Genomic DNA, 16,359 nt, shown 5'->3' with positions numbered 1-16,359 from the left:
ACAGCCACCACGGCACCACCGGCAGCCCCGCTGATCTTCCCCCGTCAGCGGGGCTGCCCCCTTCGCTCCCCCGCCTCAGGCCAGGGGCACCCGCTCCGCGACGGCCACGCGTCCCGACGCCAGGGAGGTCCGTGCCCCGGCCGGGCCGCCGTACGCGTGCGCGAGGGTGAGGAGGTCGTCGTCCGATGTCACGCGCAGGCCGTGCGCGGCGAGCAGTGCGGCCATGCGGTGCGGCTTCCACAGGGAGCGCCAGGGTTCGCCCGCGGTGAGGGAGCTGCCGAGCACCCGTGTCAGCAGTCGGCCCGCGGTCGCCTTCGCCGACGGTGCCTGGTAGTTGACCACGAGGGTGCTGCCCGGGGCCGTCCGGGCGGCGAGCGCGGCCAGGGTGGCGCGCACCTGGTCGCGGGTCAGGTACGGCACGACGCCCTCCCACAGCCAGGTCGTCGGCGCCGACGGGTCGTGGCCGGCGGCGTCCAGTGCCGCGCCGAGGTCGTCGACGGCGAGATCGACCGGCGTGAACCGCACGGAGCGGGCGAGGGCCGGCAGCGCGCGGTCCCCCTGCGCGGCCTCGTCGAGGCGGGCGCGCTTGTCCCGCTGGGAGGCCGGATGGTCGACCTCCCACACATCCGTCCGGGCCAGTTCGGGCAGCCGCCACGCGCGGGTGTCGAGGCCGGCGCCGAGGATCACGAGCTGGCCGCTCGCGCGGGCGCGCAGGGCCTCGTCGATCGCGACCGTTCGCGCCACCGCGATCTCGGCGCACGCCCGCACGCCCTCGTACACCGTCCGCGCCTGCCAGCCCTGCGGCGGGGTGCCCGCGCGCACCTCGTCCACGGGCGTGCGCTCCGCGGCGCGCAGGAGCCGTACCGCCACCGGGTCGGCGAACCGGCCCACCGCGGCCCTGCCGTCGGCGGCCGCCCGCCCCTGGCACACCAGCACCGCCGTCCGGCTCGCCGCGCGCTCGTTGTCGTCCATGCGGCCGTATTCAACACGACCGCACGCCCCCGGCAGGGCGCTGTCGGCGCGCTGTCGGCGCCCTGTCGGTGGTTTGTCGGTGGGGCCTGGCACTGTCAAGGGCATGACGCGAATCGAAGAGAACCCCGGCGGCGGGCGCAACGCCGTGACGGTGCGGGGTCTGGTCAAGCACTACGGCGAGACCAAGGCGCTGGACGGCGTCGACCTGGACGTGCGCGAGGGCACCGTGATGGGTGTGCTCGGACCGAACGGCGCCGGCAAGACGACCCTCGTACGCATCCTGTCGACCCTGATCACCCCGGACGCCGGCCAGGCGACCGTGGCCGGGTACGACGTCGTGCGGCAGCCCCGGCAGCTGCGCAGGGTCATAGGCCTGACCGGCCAGTACGCCTCCGTGGACGAGAAGCTCCCCGGCTGGGAGAACCTGTACATGATCGGCCGGCTCCTGGACCTGTCCCGGAAGGACGCCCGCGCCCGCGCCGACGAGCTGCTGGAGCGGTTCTCCCTGACGGAGGCCGCGAAGCGCCCGGCGAGCACGTACTCCGGCGGTATGCGCCGCCGCCTCGACCTCGCGGCCTCCATGATCGGGCGCCCGGCCGTGCTGTACCTGGACGAGCCGACGACCGGCCTCGACCCCCGCACCCGCAACGAGGTGTGGGACGAGGTCCAGGCGATGGTCGGCGACGGCGTGACCGTGCTGCTCACCACCCAGTACATGGAGGAGGCCGAGCAACTGGCCTCGGAGCTGACCGTGGTGGACCGCGGCAAGGTCATCGCGACCGGCGGCATCGAGGAGCTGAAGGCCAGGGTCGGCGGCCGCACCCTGCGCGTGCGCCCGGTGGACCCGCTGGAGCTGCGCCCGCTCGCCACGATGCTGGACGAGCTGGGCATCACCGGCCTCGCGTCCACCACCGTGGACGGCGAGACCGGCACCCTGCTGGTGCCGATCCTCAGCGACGAGCAGCTGACCGCCGTGGTCGGCGCGGTCACCGCGCGCGGCATCACCATCTCCTCCATCACCACCGAACTGCCCAGCCTGGACGAGGTGTTCCTCTCCCTCACCGGCCACCGTGCCGGTGACCAGGACGCCACGCCCGCCGACGCCCGCCAGGAGGTCGCCGTATGAGCGCCCAGCCGTCGCCCGCCACCACCCTGAACGAGGCGCTTCGCACCGCGCCCGCGAGCGCCACCGCCTCCGCGGCCGACGTCCGGATCACGCTGCGCGGGCATCTGCGGCACACCGGCGCGCTCGTCCGCCGCAACCTGCTGTGGATCCGGCAGGACCCGGAGTCGATGTTCGACGCGCTGCTGATGCCGGTCGTCTTCACGCTGCTGTTCGTGTACGTCTTCGGCGGCTCGATCGGGCAGGCGCTCGGCGGCGGCCAGGAGAGATATGTCCAGTACGTCATCCCCGGCATGCTGGCGATGATGAGCATGACCCTGTCCCAGGGCGTCGGCACCGGCTTCAGCCAGGACTTCAACAGCGGTGTGATGGACCGGTTCAGGTCGTTGCCGATCGGGCGCGGCTCGGTGCTGTTCGCGAAGATCGCCGTCGAGCTGGGCCGGATGCTGTTCGCGACCGCGGTGCTGATGGTCGTCGCCGTGCTGGTCGGCTTCCACATCTCCAACTGGCCGGGGCTGTTCGCGACCGTGGGTCTGTCGGCGCTGTTCGCCTCCTCGATCATGTGGGTGTTCCTCACCCTCGGTGTGATGCTGAAGAGCGCGCAGTCGGTGCAGGGCGTGGGCTTCCTGGTGCTGTTCCCGCTCCAGTTCGGCTCCTCGATCTTCGCGCCGACCGCGTCGATGCCGGGCTGGCTCCAGGCCTTCACCGACTACAACCCGCTGTCCACGCTCGCCGACGCGGCCCGGGGCCTGATGGTCGGCGGCCCGGTGGCCCACGACCTGTGGGTGACCGTGGGCTGGGCGGTGGCGATCACCGCGGTGATGGCACCGGTCGCGATCCACAAGTTCCGTACGAAGAGCTGACGTTCCCGCCGTACGTCACACCAGGGCGGTGGCCTCCGCGAAGGAGAGGCCGCCGCCTTCGGCGTACGCCGCCTCGTACGACTCCTCGTCCAGCGCCTCGCGGATCCGGGCCTCGGTGATGCCACGGGCCCGGCGCTCCATGCCGGAGGAGACATGGCCGGCGGGCAGCAGCCGGTCGGCGGCGGCCAGCGCGCGGGCGGCGTCGGCGGCGCGGGCGCCGGAGTCGACGCGGGCGAGCGCCATGGCGCCCACCGTGAGGGCGGTGGAGGGCAGTTGGGGGATGACGGCGTCGGCGAGCGGGTCGGTGGCGTGCCCGAGTGCCGTGCGGATCTTTTCCAGCGACTTCGCGTTGTGGTCGTCCATGGCGTCCACCCATGCCTCCTGGCAGAGCAGCAGCGCGTCGAAGACGACGAAGGTCGCGATCCTGAACTCCTCGCGCAGCAAACGGAGTTGCTCGCGCGCCTCGGCGGTGCGGTCGGTCAGGCCCAGCCAGCAGGCCAGGAAGAGCCGGGCGGCGGGCATCGCCTCGCTGTGCAGGGCGTCCTGGCTCTCGACGACCTCCCGCAGCAGCCGTTCGCCCTCCGCCGGCTCGCCCGACTCCATGAGCACGTTGCCGAGGCGGGCGCCGAGGACGGCGGTCTGAGCGCGGGCGCCGAGGCGTTCGGCGTGCTCGATGGCCGCGCGGTAGTCGGCGGCGGCCGCGTCGTAGACGCCCTTGCGTTCGTGGGACTCGCCGCGCGCGGACAACGCCTCGGCGGTCCCCCAGTCGTCGCCCAGGCGGCGGTAGAGCTCCAGCGCCTCGTCCGCGTCACGGGTGGCGTCGCCCGCCCAGGCGGTGCGGTTGGCGAGGAAGTTGGCGCGCATCTGGAGGGCGCCGGCCAGCTCCCACTCGTAGCCGGGGGTGTTGCGGCAGGTCTCCACGCAGGCGTCGGCGATCGTCAGTATCCGCTCCGCCCCGCCGGTGAGCATCACGGCGAAGCACCACACCATGCCGGGCGACCGGCAGGTCTGCGGCATCCCCGGCTCGTAGGCCCGGGCGACGGCGCGCAGCTTGGCCTGGGCCGCGGGGGTGTGCCAGGCGTCCAACTCGGTGCCCATGCACGCGAGATGGGCGAGGTGGAGGCCGCGCCGGGCCTCTTCGAGCACCTCGCCGGTGTAGGGGGGCGGGGCGTCGGTGCAGCGCTGCCACACCGGTTCCGCGCGGCGCACCGGCTCGGCGAACGGGTCGGGGCCGAGCGCCATGACCTCCTGGCACCAGGTGCGGGCCTCCAGGCGCTGGTCGCGCATCTGCCAGAACCACAGCAGGGACAGCACCAGGCCCAGCGCCTCCTGTTCGTCGCGCGCGGCGACGGCGTGTCTGAGGGCGATGCGCAGGTTCTCGTACTCCAGCTGGAAGCGGTCGATGGCGGCGCGCTGTCCGGGGCCGCGCAGCAACGGGTCGGTGGTGCGGGCGAGTTCGCGGTAGTACGTCAGATGCGCGCGCTCGGCCTCGCCGCGGCGGCCACTCTCCGCGAGCCGTTCCGTCGCGTACTCGGCGACGGTCTCCAGGAGCCGGTAGCGCATGGTGCCGTCGGCCGAGGGCGCCGCCACCACGAGGGACTTGTCGACCAGGGAGCCCAGCGCGTCCAGGGCGACGGGCCCGCACACGGCCTCGGCGGCGGCCAGGTCGCAGCCGCCGGCGAAGACGGAGAGCCGGGCGAGCACGTCGCGTTCGTCGGCGTCCAGGAGGTCCCAGGACCAGTCCACGACGGCGCGCAGGGTCTGCTGGCGGGGCAGGACGGTACGGCTGCCGGAGGTGAGCAGCCGGAACCGGTCGTCGAGCCGGTCCGCGATCTGACGTGCAGTCAGAATCCGCAGCCGGGCGGCCGCCAGCTCGATGGCGAGGGGCAGTCCGTCGAGGCGGCGGCAGATCTCCGCGCATGCCTCCCGGTCGTCCTCGGCGCGGAACCCGGGCCGAGCCGCCGCGCCGCGCTCGGCGAGCAGCCGCAGCGCGACGGGTTCCGGCAGCGGCTCCACCGGACGCAGCAACTCGCCCGGTACGCCGAGGGGTTCGCGGCTGGTGGCGAGCACGGTCAGCTCGGGGCAGCGGGCCAGCAGGCGCTCGGCCAGGCGGGCGGCGGCCTCGATGACGTGCTCGCAGTTGTCGAGCACGATCAGCATCCGGCGCCGGGCGCAGTGCTCCACCAGCCGGTCCACCGGGTCGTGCCCGTCGACCACCGCGCGCATACCCTCGGCGCCGGCGCCGTGCAGCACGGTCTCCCGGGCGCCGATCGCGGTGAGCACGGCCTGGGGCACCGCGTCCGGGTCGTCCACCGGGGCGAGTTCGGCCAGCCATACGCCGTCGCGCACGGCATGCCGTACCGCCTCGGCGGCCTCCTGCGACAACCGGGTCTTCCCGGCGCCGCCGGGCCCCAGCAGGGTGACCAGCCGGGCGGTTCCGAGGTCGGCACGCAGCGCGGCGAGGTCGGCTTCCCGGCCGACGAAGGAGGTGAGACGGGCGGGCAGGTTCCCCTGGCCGCCCCAGTCGGGGACACCGGCCCGGTCGGCGCCGTGGTCGCTCCGGCCGGGGCGACCGACGCCGTGGCCGCCCCGGTCCGGGAAAGCGTGGTCGCCCCGGTCGGCACGGCTGTCCGGTTCGGGGCGGCCGACGCGGTCGGCACGGTCGGCATGGCCGTCCCGGCCGCCCGCGCCGTTCCGGCCGCCCCGACCGTCGTCACCCTCCCCGTGGCCGCCCCGGCCGACACGGCTGTCCCGGTGGCGGTGGCCGCCGTCCACACCCCGGCCGCCCGCATCGCCCCGGACGGAGCACTCGCCCCCACCGGCACGGCCGCCCGCACCTGCCCGGTTCGCCAGGCCGTCCCCGCCGCCTGTGCGACCCCGGCCGGCGTGGGTGTCACGGACGCTCCGCGGCGGCCCCGGGGGCCGTCCGGGGCCGTCGTCCGGGCCCAGCAGCAACTCCGTGTGCAGCGCCCGCAGTTCGGCGCCCGGATCGGAGCCCAGGCGGTCGGCCAGCAGTCGTCGTACGTCCTCGTACGCGGCGAGTGCCTGCGCCGGGCGGCCGAGGTCGCGCAGGGCGCGCAGCCGTAGTGCCTGGAGGGGCTCGTCCAGGGGGTGGGCGTCGCACAGGGCGGTCAGTTCGGGGAGGGCGCCCTCCGCCTGGCCGAGGGCGAGGGCCGCGGTGTGCCGGGCGCGCCGGGCGTCCAGGCGGCGGGTCTCCCAGCGGGCGGCCTCGGCGGTGCGGTCGGGCAGGTCGGCGAGGGCCTCGCCCTGCCACAGGGCGAGGGCGTCGTCCAGGAGGCCGGCGGCCTTGGCGGGGTCGCCCTCGGCGAGGGCGGCGAGGCCGTCGCCGGTCAGCCGGTCGAAGCGGGTGAGGTCGATGTCGTCGGCTCCGGCGGCGAGCCGGTACCCGCCGTCCACGGAGGCGACCGCCTGCGCGCCGAGCGCACGCCGCAGCCGGCCCACGAGCGCCTGGAGCGCGCCCGCGGCGTCGGCGGGCGGCCGCGCGCCCCATACCTCGTCCACCAGCACCCCCACCGGCACGGTCCGCCCGGCCCGCAGCGCCAGCACGCTGAGCAGCGCACGCAGCCGCGCCCCGCCGATCGGGACGGCCGTACCGTCGGGGCGGAGCGCCTGGGTGGGGCCGAGAAGGCGGTAGCGCACGGGGTCCATTGTCTCCGGAGGATCAGGTGGCGGTCAGGGGGTGGTCACCGGACGCGGCGGGCGCTCCCGGTGATGTCCAGGGTGACGAGGACGCCCACGGTACGACGGACACGGCCGAGGCCCTGCGCCGTGCCGAGGTCGGTCTCCTCGAACCACCTCGGGCACCCGTCGGCGGGCTCCATTGTCACGGACCCCGGCACCGGTTCCAGGCCGCGCCCCGCGGCCCGCAGCACCACGCCCCGTCCCCGCGGGGCCGGCTCGGGGGCCGCCGGGCGGTAGGTGTACTCCTGGTGCACCAGTTCGATGGCCCGGACTCGGCCCACGGCCTGCTCGTCGGGTCCGCCGTGATGCTCCACCCACGCCTCGGCGCCGTGGCCCACGCCGTCGCGCCGGTCCTTCGCGTCGTAGGCGACCAGCGTCCAGGTCACCTCGTCGTCCACCGCGAACGGTGTGCCGCAGCAGGCCAGCTGCCAGTCCGCATAGAACACACTCTTCTGTGGCATTCACCCACTCTCCAGGAACCCGAAGGCACGTGCGAGACGTTTTCCGCGTGTCGCCGGGTACTTCCGGACCCGCCCGCCCAGCCGTCCGTACGTCCCCCCCGTCCACCCCGCCCGTCACAGGAGCCGCCCATGACCACCGCCACCACCCTCCGTCCCGGCGACCGCAGGATCAGCCCCGTGTTCGTCGGGATCGTGGCCGTCGCGGCAGTGGCCGGCTGGGCCGCCTGGACCGGGTTCGCGGCGCGGCCGGGTGTCGCGGTGTTCCTGTTCGTGACGGCGGCCTGGGTCGTCTCCCTGTGCCTGCACGAGTACGCGCACGCGCGCACCGCCCTGCACAGCGGCGACATCACGATCGGCGCGAAGGGCTATCTCACGCTGAACCCGCTGAAGTACACGCACGCGCTGCTGAGCGTCGTGCTCCCCGTGCTGTTCGTGATCATGGGCGGGATCGGGCTGCCGGGCGGCGCGGTGTTCATCGAGCGGGGCCGGATCCGGGGCCGCGGGCGGCTGAGCCTGATCTCGGCGGCGGGCCCGTTGACGAACGCGCTGTTCGCGGTCGTGTGCACCGCCCCGTTCTGGCTGCACGCGCTGGACGGCGTGCCGATGGTCTTCCGCTTCGCGCTGGCCTTCCTCGCGCTGCTCCAGGTGACGGCGGCGCTGCTGAACCTGCTGCCGGTGCCGGGCCTCGACGGGTACGGCGTGCTGGAGCCGTGGCTGCCGTCCGGGGTGAAGCGGCAGGTGGAGGCGTTCCCGATGGTCGGGCTGCTCGTCGTGTTCGCGCTGCTGTGGATCCCGTCGCTGAACATCGCGTTCTTCGACCTGATCCACACCCTTCTGCGGGGACTCGGGGTGGACACGGCGTACTCGGACTGCGGGTACTGGCTCTACCGCTTCTGGGACGGCACCCCCGAGGTCTGCGTGGTCAGCTCGTGACCGGCCCGTCCTGCCCGGCGGCGCGGGCGCGCTTGACGTAGTACCAGGTCATGTTGGACGACAGGCCCGCCAGCAGCACCCAGACGATCCCCAGCCAGCTGCCCTGTACGAAGGAGACGACGGCCGCGGCCAGCGAGAGGACGCAGACGACGAGGGTGTAGAGGGCGATGCGGGGCATGACGGCTGGCTCCTGTCGGGGGACACTGCTACGGCGAACAGTGTCCCCCATGCCCATGGCGCGCACAGAGGAAGGTCGGCCCTGACTCGCGGGCCGAACGGCTCACACGTCGGTGAGCCGGAGCCCCGCGTGCGCCTTGTAGCGGCGGTTGACCGAGATCAGGTTGGCCACCAGGGACTCGACCTGGTGGGCGTTGCGGAGCCGGCCCGCGAAGATGCCGCGCATGCCGGGGATGCGCCCGGCGAGCGCCTGCACGATCTCCACGTCGGCGCGCTCCTCGCCGAGCACCATCACATCGGTGTCGATCCGCTCGATCCCGGGGTCCTGGAGCAGAACGGCCGACAGGTGGTGGAAGGCGGCGGTGACCCGGGACTCCGGGAGCAGCGCGGCGGCCTGCTCGGCGGCGCTGCCCTCCGCGGGCTTCAGGGCGTAGGCGCCCTTCTTGTCGAAGCCGAGCGGGTTGACGCAGTCCACCACGAGCTTGCCGGCCAGCTCGGCGCTGAGCGACTTCAGCGTGTCGCCGTGGCCGTCCCACGGGACGGCCACGATCACGATGTCGCTGCGGCGCGCGGCCTCGGCGTTGTCGGCGCCCTCGACGCCGTGGCCGAGTTCCGCCGCGGCGGCCTGGGCGCGGTCGGCGGACCGGGAGCCGATGATCACCTTCTGGCCGGCCCTGGCGAGCCGGTAGGCGAGGCCCTTGCCCTGCGGGCCGGTGCCGCCGAGCACGCCGACGACGTGTCCGGAGACGTCGGGCAGGTCCCAGGGGTCCTTGGCGGGGGCCTTCTGTGCGCTGTCGGTAGAGGTCATGGGGTGACTCTACGTCGCCGGGTGCGGGCGGGCGGAGAAAAGGAGTTGCCCCCTCACCCCCCTCGGCCGAGCATGCCCGGGTGACCTCCGCCCTCCTGCCCGACCTCGCCCCCTGGAAGGCCTCCGCGGATTTCCGGCGGCTGTGGAAGTCCGGCCTCATCAGCAACTTCGGCAGCTTCCTCACCCTCGTCGCGCTCCCCGTCCAGCTGAAGGACCTCACGGAGTCCACGGCGGCCGTCGGCGCGATCGGCGCGGTGGAGCTGCTGCCGCTGATCGTGTGCGGTCTGTACGGCGGGGCGCTCGCCGACGCGCTCGACAAGCGGAGCCTGATCGTGTGGACGGAGGCCGGTCAGGGCCTGCTCAGCGCGGCGCTGCTGCTCAACGCGCTGCTCCCGCGCCCCGCGATCTGGCCGCTGTACGCCGTCGCCGCCCTCTCCTCCGCCCTCGGCGCGGTCCAGCGCCCCGCCCTGGACTCGCTGTGGCCGCGGATCGTCGCGCACGACGACATGCCCGCCGCGGCCTCGCTGAACTCGCTGCGCTGGACGGTGGGCGGCGTCGCGGGCCCGGCGCTCGCGGGTGTGGTGGTGGCCTACGCGGGCCTCGGCTGGGCCTACGCCGCCGACCTGCTGACCTTCGCCGTCTCGCTGGCGTACATCGTGCGGATCGCCGCCTCCCCCGCCGCCCACGAGGCCGCGAGGCCGTCGCTGCGGGCGATCGCGGAGGGCGCCCGGTACGCGTGGAGCCGCAAGGAACTCCTCGGCACCTACGTCGTGGACCTCGCGGCGATGTCCCTGGCCATGCCGCTCGCGGTGCTGCCGTTCCTCGCCGACGAACTGGGCGCCGACTGGGCGCTCGGGCTGATGTACGCGAGCATCCCGGCGGGGTCCCTGCTGGTGAGCCTGACCAGCGGCTGGGCCTCGCGGGTGCACCGGCACGGCCTGATGGTGGCGCTGGCGGCGGCCGGCTGGGGCCTGTCGATCGCCGCGGTGGGGCTGACGCGCGACGTCTGGCTGGTGCTGCTCCTGCTCACCGTCGGCGGCGGGTTCGACATGGTCAGCGGCATCTTCCGGTCCGCCATGTGGAACCAGACGATCCCCGACGAGCTGCGCGGCCGGCTCGCCGGGATCGAACTGCTGTCCTACTCGGTGGGCCCCCAGCTGGGCCAGGTCCGCGCGGGCGGCCTCGCCGCGTGGACGGGCCTGCGCACGTCGATCGCGTGCGGCGGCCTGGCGTGCGCGGGCGCGGTGGGCCTGCTCGCGCTGTGCCTGCCGGGCCTCATGACGTACGACGCGCGGACGAACGAGCACGCGGTACGCATGCGGGAGCGCCGTGCCACGGCCGCCGCCGCGACGGCGTGATCACTCCTCTTCGGAGTCCGCCTTCGAGGCGTCGTGCCACCGCGGATCGTTCTCCCACTCCAGGTTCCGCTCGGCCGCCAGCTCCATCGCCCGCTGCGCCTCCTGTCGCGAGGCGTACGGACCGAAGCGGTCCTTGCCCGGGCAGTCCGGACCCTCCTCGACCTTCTTGTGCTCCAGGCAGTAGTACCACTCACCCGGCTTGCCCACGGTGCGCTTCTTGAACAGGGCCATGGACCGCTCCTCTCGCCGACCAACGACATGTTCCCCCATGTCCGCTGGAATAGACTCGCCGGCATGTCTGGCCAGTCGCTGCTCGTACCGGGGGAACAGTCCCCCACCCGTTCCGTCCCGGGGAACATCCGTCGCCCCGAGTACGTCGGCAAGCCCGCGCCGACGCCGTACACCGGGCCCGAGGTGCAGACCCCGGAGACCGTCGAGGCGATGCGGATCGCCGGCCGTATCGCCGCGCGGGCGATGGAGGAGGCCGCGAAGGTCATCGCGCCCGGGGTCACCACGGACCAGCTGGACAAGGTGGCGCACGAGTACATGTGCGACCACGGCGCCTACCCCTCCACGCTCGGCTACCGCGGCTTCCCCAAGTCCCTGTGCACGTCCGTCAACGAGGTCATCTGCCACGGCATCCCGGATTCGACGGTCCTCAGGGACGGCGACATCGTCAACCTGGACGTGACCGCGTACATCGGCGGGGTGCACGGCGACAACAACGCCACCTACCTGGTCGGGGACGTGGACGAGGAGTCGCGGCTGCTGGTGGAGCGCACCCGGGAGGCGCTGAACCGGGCGATCAAGGCGGTCAAGCCGGGCCGGCAGATCAACATCATCGGCCGGGTCATCGAGTCGTACGCCAAGCGCTTCGGCTACGGCGTGGTGCGGGACTTCACCGGGCACGGCATCAACGCGTCGTTCCACTCCGGGCTGATCATCCCGCACTACGACAGCCCGCACGCCACCACGGTGATGCAGCCGGGCATGACCTTCACCATCGAGCCGATGCTGACGCTGGGCACGCACGAGTACGACATGTGGGACGACGGCTGGACGGTCGTGACGAAGGACCGCAAGCGCACCGCGCAGTTCGAGCACACGCTCGTGGTCACGGACGACGGCGCGGACATCCTGACCCTCCCCTAGGCGTCGTACCAGCCCAGAAGGGCCCGCCCCCGACCCGGGGCGGGCCCTTTCCGTATGCCCGGAACCTCCTCCTGATGTGTTTCCGACAGGTTGTCGGTAAACTTACCGACACCACGTCGGCAAACCCGGGAGTGTTCCATGGAGTCGTTCTCGACGCTGATCCGCACCGCCACCCACGAGCAGCACACGGCGGCGGAGACCTCGGCCTTCATGAGCGATCTGCTCGGCGGCCGGCTGGGCGTGGCGGCGTACGCGCGCTACACCGAGCAGCTGTGGTTCGTCTACGAGGCACTGGAGAACACCGCCGCGACGCTGGCAGCGGACCCGGTGGCGGGGCCGTTCCTGCGGCCGGAGCTGCGCAGGCTGCCCGCGCTGGAGCGGGACCTGGCGCATCTGCGCGGGCCCGGGTGGCGGGCAGGGCTCGGCGCCCTGCCCGAGACGCGGGCGTACGCCGACCGGGTGCGCGCGTGCGCCGAGGAGTGGCCGGGCGGGTATGTCGCGCACCACTACACCCGGTACCTCGGCGACCTCTCCGGCGGCCAGGTCATCCGCGACCGCGCGGAGCGGACGTGGGGCTTCGGGAAGAAGGGCGACGGGGTGCGGTTCTACGTCTTCGACGAGATCGCCAACCCGGCCGCGTTCAAGCGCGGTTACCGGGAGCTGCTGGACCGGATACCGGCGGACGCGCTGGAGCGGCAGCGGATCGCGGCCGAGTGCGCGCGGGCGTTCGCGCTGAACACGGCCGTGTTCCGGGCGCTGGGCGAGGAGTTCCCGCTCGAACCCAGCGCCGCCTGACGCCGGGTCAGCGCTCCAGGAACACCCGCCCGCCCAGCTCCACCCAGCCCTCCGGCTGCGGGGCGGTGAGGAGTTGGGAGCCCTTGCCCTGGGTGATGTTGAGGGCGCGGTCCAGCCGGGCGGTGAGCTGGAGCGCGGCCGCGCCCGTCGCCTCGTCCTCCTCGATGCCGTCGCCCCGGCCGGGGAAGGCGCGGGCGCGCACCCGGCCGGCGGCCTCGTCCTCCCAGGCCCAGGCGTACACCCACTCACCGGGCGGCGGCACGTCGAGCGCGTCGACCTCGGCCGGGGTGGCGTACTGGCGCAGGGTGCGCGGCTCGGGCCACTCCGGGCGGGCCTCGACCCAGCAGAACTCGCCGTCCTGCCGGGCGCCCACCACCCCCGCGGGGACGACGAGTTCGGGGACGTCCAGGAGCCAGGCGGTGCCGACGCAGGGGTGCCCGGCGAACGGCAGCCGTACGGAGGGCGTGTAGATGTCGATCACGCCGCGCTCGGGGTCGTCCACGAACACGGTCTCGCTGAAGCCGAGCTTGGCGGCGAACGCCTGCCGGTCGGCACGCTCGGGCAGCGTGGAGCCGTCGCGGACGACGCCGAGTTCGTTGCCGTAGCCGCCATGCGGTGCGCAGAAGACGCGCAGTACGTCGTAGTCAGTCACCGGGGAATTGAAACACCGCCCGCGCGGCGAGCGCGTCCCAGGCGGGGACACCGCCGGGGAACGGCCAGGAGCGCGTCCGCCCTTCGGACCAGGGCAGGGCGTGCAGGACGTCGTCGTAGGCCCGCAGCCGTTCCGCCCGGCGCCGTTCGTCGCCGGGCTCGGCCCACACCCGCCGGCGCGCCTGCGCCACCTCGTCGGCCTGCCGGCGCCAGTCCTCCTCGTCCAGCAGCCGCGTGAGCACCACGCAGGGCGGGGTCAGCCCCTCTTCGAGCGCGGCGACCGCCCGGTCGTGGCCGTCGAGCAGCAGCCAGCCGTCCAGGGCGGTGACCCACCACAGCAGCACGGGCGCCAGGGTCCCCGCGCGGGCGTGCTTGCGGTAGGCCTTCACCCGCCCGGCGTCCGGCGGGGACAGCGGTCGCAGGGGCACGACGCCGTGCCAGCTCCTGGCCGACCAGTCGAGGTGGCAGGCGGGCCAGTCCCGGACGAAGTCCTCCCCGTGCCAGACGTAGGGCGGGAACACGTGGCGCACGCGGAGGTCCCAGCGAGCGTCGTGCAGGGGGCCGTCCGGCGTCTCCTCCAGCCGGCGCGCGTAGGTGTGCACCCAGGCGCCCGGTTCCCGCATCAGCGCCGAGCGGACCGGCGGCAGCGGCGAGCGGTACCCGTCGTACCGGCACAGGCGCACGCCCTGGTTCCCCTCCTCCACCCGGCCGAGCAGCAGGATCCGCCCGCCCTGGCGCAGCAGCACGCGGCCGCCGTCGGCCACTTCGAACCGCAGGGGCGGCGGGCCCGGACGATCCCGCACCCGCAGTACGACCGCTCCGGCCCCCGGCCGTTCCCTGTACGCCCTGTCCACGCCCGCGACCCTCCCCTCGTGAGATCCGGATCACGACCCCCCAAGGGTATGAGGAAGGTAAGCCTCAGGTAACTTAGGGAAGCCTCACCAAACTGGATCTCCAGGGAGTCCGCATGCGTGCCGTCCGTCCGACCGCCATCGCCGCCGTCACCGCGGCCGCACTGACCGTCCTTTCGGCCTGCACCGCCAAGAGCGAGGCGCGGGACGGGGACGCCATCCAGGTCACCGCCGCCGACTCGACGTGCGACACCTCCGCCGCGTCGGTCCCGGCCGGCCAGGTCACGCTGAAGATCGAGAACAAGGGATCGAAGGCCACCGAGGTGGAGATCCTGTTCCCGGACGACCGGATCGTCTCCGAGAAGGAGAACATCGGCCCCGGCACCAAGTACACGCTGACCGCCGAGGTGAAGGCGGGGTCGTACGAGATAGCCTGCCGCCCCGGCATGAAGGGTCACGGTGTCCGGCAGCGGCTCACCGTCACCGGTGGCTCCACGACGGCCGCGCGGGACCCGAAGCTGGACAAGGCGGTCGCCGAGTACCGGCAGTACGTGCAGGACCAGGCCGACGCCACCGTGCCGCTCGCGCAGAGGTTCGCCGACGCGATCAAGGCCGGAGACCTCGACGCCGCGAAGAAGGCGTACGCCCCCTCGCGGCTCGGCTGGGAGCGCACCGAGCCGGTCGCCGAGTCCTTCGGTGACATCGACCCGAAGACCGACACCCGCGCGGACGGCCTGGCGAAGGGCCAGGAGTGGACCGGCTGGCACCGGCTCGAAAAGGCCCTGTGGGCCGACAGGAAGATCGGCGCCGAGGAGAAGACCCTCGCCGGCCGGCTGGTGAGCGATCTGAAGGACTGGCAGGAGCGGGTCGGCGAGGCCGAGATCACCCCGACGTCCATGGCCAACGGCGCCAAGGAGCTGCTGGACGAGGTCGCCACCGGCAAGGTCACCGGCGAGGAGGACCGCTACGCGCACACCGACCTGGCCGACTTCAAGGGCAACGTCGAGGGCGCGCGGACGTCGTACGAGCTGCTCAAGCCGGTCGCCGTGAAGAACGACCCCGCGCTCGTCAAGGAGCTGGACAAGCAGTTCGCCGCGCTCGACGGCGTGCTGGACGGCTACCGCTCGGACAGGACGTCGTACGGCTTCGTCTCCTACGACAAGGTCACCGAGGAGCGGCGCAAGGAGCTGTCGGACGCGGTGAACGCGCTCGCCGAGCCGCTGTCGAAGCTCGCCGCCGCGGTCGTGAAGTAAGAGGACGGAACGATGACCGAGGTTCAGGAGACCCGCCCCTCGCGCCGGGCGCTGATCGGCTGGGGCGGGGCCGGGATCGCGCTCGGGGCCGTGGCGGCCGGGGGCGCGGTGGCGCTGACGAACGCGGGGTCCGGGGCGCGGGACGCGGACGGGACCGGGGGCGCGGTGGAGTTCCACGGCGCCCACCAGGCGGGCATCGCGACCCCCGTGCAGGACCGGCTGCACTTCGCCGCCTTCGACGTGAAGACCGACGACCGCGAGGCGTTCGTCCATCTGCTGAAGGACTGGACGGCGGCGGCCCGCCGGATGACCGCGGGCAGGACGGTCGGCGAGGGTGCCTACGGCGGACTCGCCGAGGCCCCGCCGGACGACACCGGCGAGGCGCTGGGCCTCACGCCCTGCCGGCTGACCCTGACCATCGGCTTCGGACCGTCGCTGTTCGACAGGTTCGGCCTGCGCGGCAAGCGGCCCGCGGCCCTCGTCGACCTGCCCGGGTTCCCCGGGGACAACCTGGAGAAGGCCCGCACCGGCGGCGATCTGTGCGTCCAGGCCTGCGCGGACGACCCGCAGGTCGCCGTGCACGCCATCCGCAACCTCGCCCGCATCGGCTTCGGCAAGGTCGCCGTGCGCTGGTCCCAGCTCGGCTTCGGCAAGACCTCCTCCACCACCCCAAACGCGCAGACCCCGCGCAACCTCTTCGGCTTCAAGGACGGCACCCGCAACATCGCGGGCACCGAGACCGACCGGCTGAAGAAGCACGTGTGGGTCGGCGACGGGGACGGACCGGACTGGATGACCGGCGGGTCGTACCTCGTCGCCCGGCGCATCCGCATGAACATCGAGACCTGGGACCGCACGTCGCTCCAGGAGCAGGAGGACGTGTTCGGGCGGGACAAGCGCGAGGGCGCGCCGGTCGGCAAGGCGGGCGAGCACGACGAGCCGTTCCTGAAGGCGATGAAGCCCACCGCGCACGTGCGGCTCGCGCACCCGGACGCCAACGGCGGCATCACCATCCTGCGCCGCGGCTACTCCTTCACCGACGGCACCGACGGCCTCGGCCGCCTCGACGCGGGCCTGTTCTTCCTGGCCTACCAGCGCGACGTGCGCCACGGCTTCATCCCGCTCCAGCGCAAGCTGGCCGCGCACGACGCGCTCAACGAGTACGTCCAGCACGTGGGTTCGGCGGTCTTCGCGGTCCCGCCGGGCGTCCGGGACGCCGATGACTGGTGGGGCCGTTCACTGTTCTCGAAGGAGGCGTAG

16 protein-coding genes are annotated in these 16,359 nt (G+C 73.5%); 8 read left to right on the top strand and 8 right to left on the bottom strand.

The window, feature by feature from the left end:
• Positions 1 to 75: 75 nt before the first annotated feature.
• The gene (locus ACWDD7_RS22905; RefSeq protein WP_450458689.1) at positions 76 to 972 is read right to left on the bottom strand and encodes a class I SAM-dependent methyltransferase; all 897 of its coding nucleotides are present in this window, start codon (positions 970 to 972) and stop codon (positions 76 to 78) included.
• A gap of 103 nt (positions 973 to 1,075) precedes the next feature.
• Here ACWDD7_RS22905 and ACWDD7_RS22900 point away from each other — a divergent pair, with 103 nt between their 5' ends.
• Positions 1,076 to 2,098, top strand: a complete 1,023-nt coding sequence (locus tag ACWDD7_RS22900) for an ATP-binding cassette domain-containing protein (protein ID WP_351873448.1) — start codon at positions 1,076 to 1,078, stop codon at positions 2,096 to 2,098.
• The gene (locus ACWDD7_RS22895; RefSeq protein WP_450458688.1) at positions 2,095 to 2,958 is read left to right on the top strand and encodes an ABC transporter permease; all 864 of its coding nucleotides are present in this window, start codon (positions 2,095 to 2,097) and stop codon (positions 2,956 to 2,958) included. Before ACWDD7_RS22900 ends, ACWDD7_RS22895 begins: the two co-directional genes overlap by 4 nt.
• A gap of 15 nt (positions 2,959 to 2,973) precedes the next feature.
• Here the strand turns inward: ACWDD7_RS22895 and ACWDD7_RS22890 are convergent, their stop codons facing one another.
• Both ACWDD7_RS22890 and ACWDD7_RS22885 read right to left on the bottom strand, forming a co-directional pair.
• Positions 2,974 to 6,627, bottom strand: a complete 3,654-nt coding sequence (locus ACWDD7_RS22890) for an AfsR/SARP family transcriptional regulator (protein WP_450458687.1) — start codon at positions 6,625 to 6,627, stop codon at positions 2,974 to 2,976.
• 35 nt (positions 6,628 to 6,662) lie between these two features.
• Positions 6,663 to 7,121, bottom strand: coding sequence for a DUF6578 domain-containing protein (locus ACWDD7_RS22885; protein ID WP_392211038.1), 459 nt, complete (start codon positions 7,119 to 7,121; stop codon positions 6,663 to 6,665).
• A 129-nt stretch (positions 7,122 to 7,250) separates the two neighbouring features.
• Here ACWDD7_RS22885 and ACWDD7_RS22880 point away from each other — a divergent pair, with 129 nt between their 5' ends.
• On the top strand, positions 7,251 to 8,054 hold the full coding sequence (locus tag ACWDD7_RS22880; RefSeq protein WP_450458686.1) for a site-2 protease family protein: 804 nt from the start codon (positions 7,251 to 7,253) through the stop codon (positions 8,052 to 8,054).
• Here ACWDD7_RS22880 and ACWDD7_RS22875 read toward each other — a convergent pair.
• Both ACWDD7_RS22875 and npdG read right to left on the bottom strand, forming a co-directional pair.
• The gene (locus ACWDD7_RS22875; RefSeq protein WP_392211035.1) at positions 8,044 to 8,283 is read right to left on the bottom strand and encodes a hypothetical protein; all 240 of its coding nucleotides are present in this window, start codon (positions 8,281 to 8,283) and stop codon (positions 8,044 to 8,046) included. The two genes, ACWDD7_RS22880 and ACWDD7_RS22875, sit on opposite strands and share 11 nt — an antisense overlap.
• A gap of 51 nt (positions 8,284 to 8,334) precedes the next feature.
• Positions 8,335 to 9,039 carry an NADPH-dependent F420 reductase gene (gene npdG, locus ACWDD7_RS22870; protein WP_351877682.1) on the bottom strand — a complete coding sequence of 235 codons (705 nt, stop codon included), beginning with the start codon at positions 9,037 to 9,039 and terminating at the stop codon, positions 8,335 to 8,337.
• A gap of 80 nt (positions 9,040 to 9,119) precedes the next feature.
• Between npdG and ACWDD7_RS22865 the strand changes: the two genes are divergently transcribed.
• Positions 9,120 to 10,397, top strand: coding sequence for an MFS transporter (locus ACWDD7_RS22865; protein ID WP_450458685.1), 1,278 nt, complete (start codon positions 9,120 to 9,122; stop codon positions 10,395 to 10,397).
• Here the strand turns inward: ACWDD7_RS22865 and ACWDD7_RS22860 are convergent, their stop codons facing one another.
• The gene (locus tag ACWDD7_RS22860) at positions 10,398 to 10,628 is read right to left on the bottom strand and encodes a hypothetical protein (RefSeq protein ID WP_351877677.1); all 231 of its coding nucleotides are present in this window, start codon (positions 10,626 to 10,628) and stop codon (positions 10,398 to 10,400) included.
• Between the two features lie 63 nt (positions 10,629 to 10,691).
• Here ACWDD7_RS22860 and map point away from each other — a divergent pair, with 63 nt between their 5' ends.
• Both map and ACWDD7_RS22850 read left to right on the top strand, forming a co-directional pair.
• Positions 10,692 to 11,549 (top strand): type I methionyl aminopeptidase, encoded by an 858-nt coding sequence (gene map / locus ACWDD7_RS22855; RefSeq protein WP_351877675.1) that lies wholly within the window; start codon positions 10,692 to 10,694, stop codon positions 11,547 to 11,549.
• Positions 11,550 to 11,687: 138 nt separating this feature from the next.
• The gene (locus ACWDD7_RS22850) at positions 11,688 to 12,344 is read left to right on the top strand and encodes a biliverdin-producing heme oxygenase (RefSeq protein ID WP_351877673.1); all 657 of its coding nucleotides are present in this window, start codon (positions 11,688 to 11,690) and stop codon (positions 12,342 to 12,344) included.
• Positions 12,345 to 12,351: 7 nt separating this feature from the next.
• Here ACWDD7_RS22850 and ACWDD7_RS22845 read toward each other — a convergent pair whose 3' ends face one another.
• Together ACWDD7_RS22845 and ACWDD7_RS22840 are read right to left on the bottom strand one after the other, a co-directional pair.
• On the bottom strand, positions 12,352 to 12,996 hold the full coding sequence (locus ACWDD7_RS22845; protein ID WP_285554221.1) for a PhzF family phenazine biosynthesis protein: 645 nt from the start codon (positions 12,994 to 12,996) through the stop codon (positions 12,352 to 12,354).
• Complete coding sequence (locus ACWDD7_RS22840; RefSeq protein ID WP_450458684.1) at positions 12,989 to 13,849, bottom strand: hypothetical protein; 861 nt, start codon at positions 13,847 to 13,849, stop codon at positions 12,989 to 12,991. The genes ACWDD7_RS22845 and ACWDD7_RS22840 overlap by 8 nt, the downstream gene beginning before the upstream one ends.
• 113 nt (positions 13,850 to 13,962) lie before the next feature.
• On the opposite strand from ACWDD7_RS22840, the gene efeO reads away from it, so the two are divergent.
• Together efeO and efeB are read left to right on the top strand one after the other, a co-directional pair.
• Entirely contained in the window at positions 13,963 to 15,099 is a 1,137-nt protein-coding gene (gene efeO / locus ACWDD7_RS22835; protein WP_450458683.1) for an iron uptake system protein EfeO, read from the top strand.
• Between the two features lie 12 nt (positions 15,100 to 15,111).
• Positions 15,112 to 16,359, top strand: coding sequence for an iron uptake transporter deferrochelatase/peroxidase subunit (gene efeB / locus ACWDD7_RS22830; RefSeq protein WP_450458682.1), 1,248 nt, complete (start codon positions 15,112 to 15,114; stop codon positions 16,357 to 16,359).

Source organism: Streptomyces sp. NPDC001056, from assembly GCF_053598955.1.
This window is presented reverse-complemented; position numbering and strand designations above follow the sequence as displayed.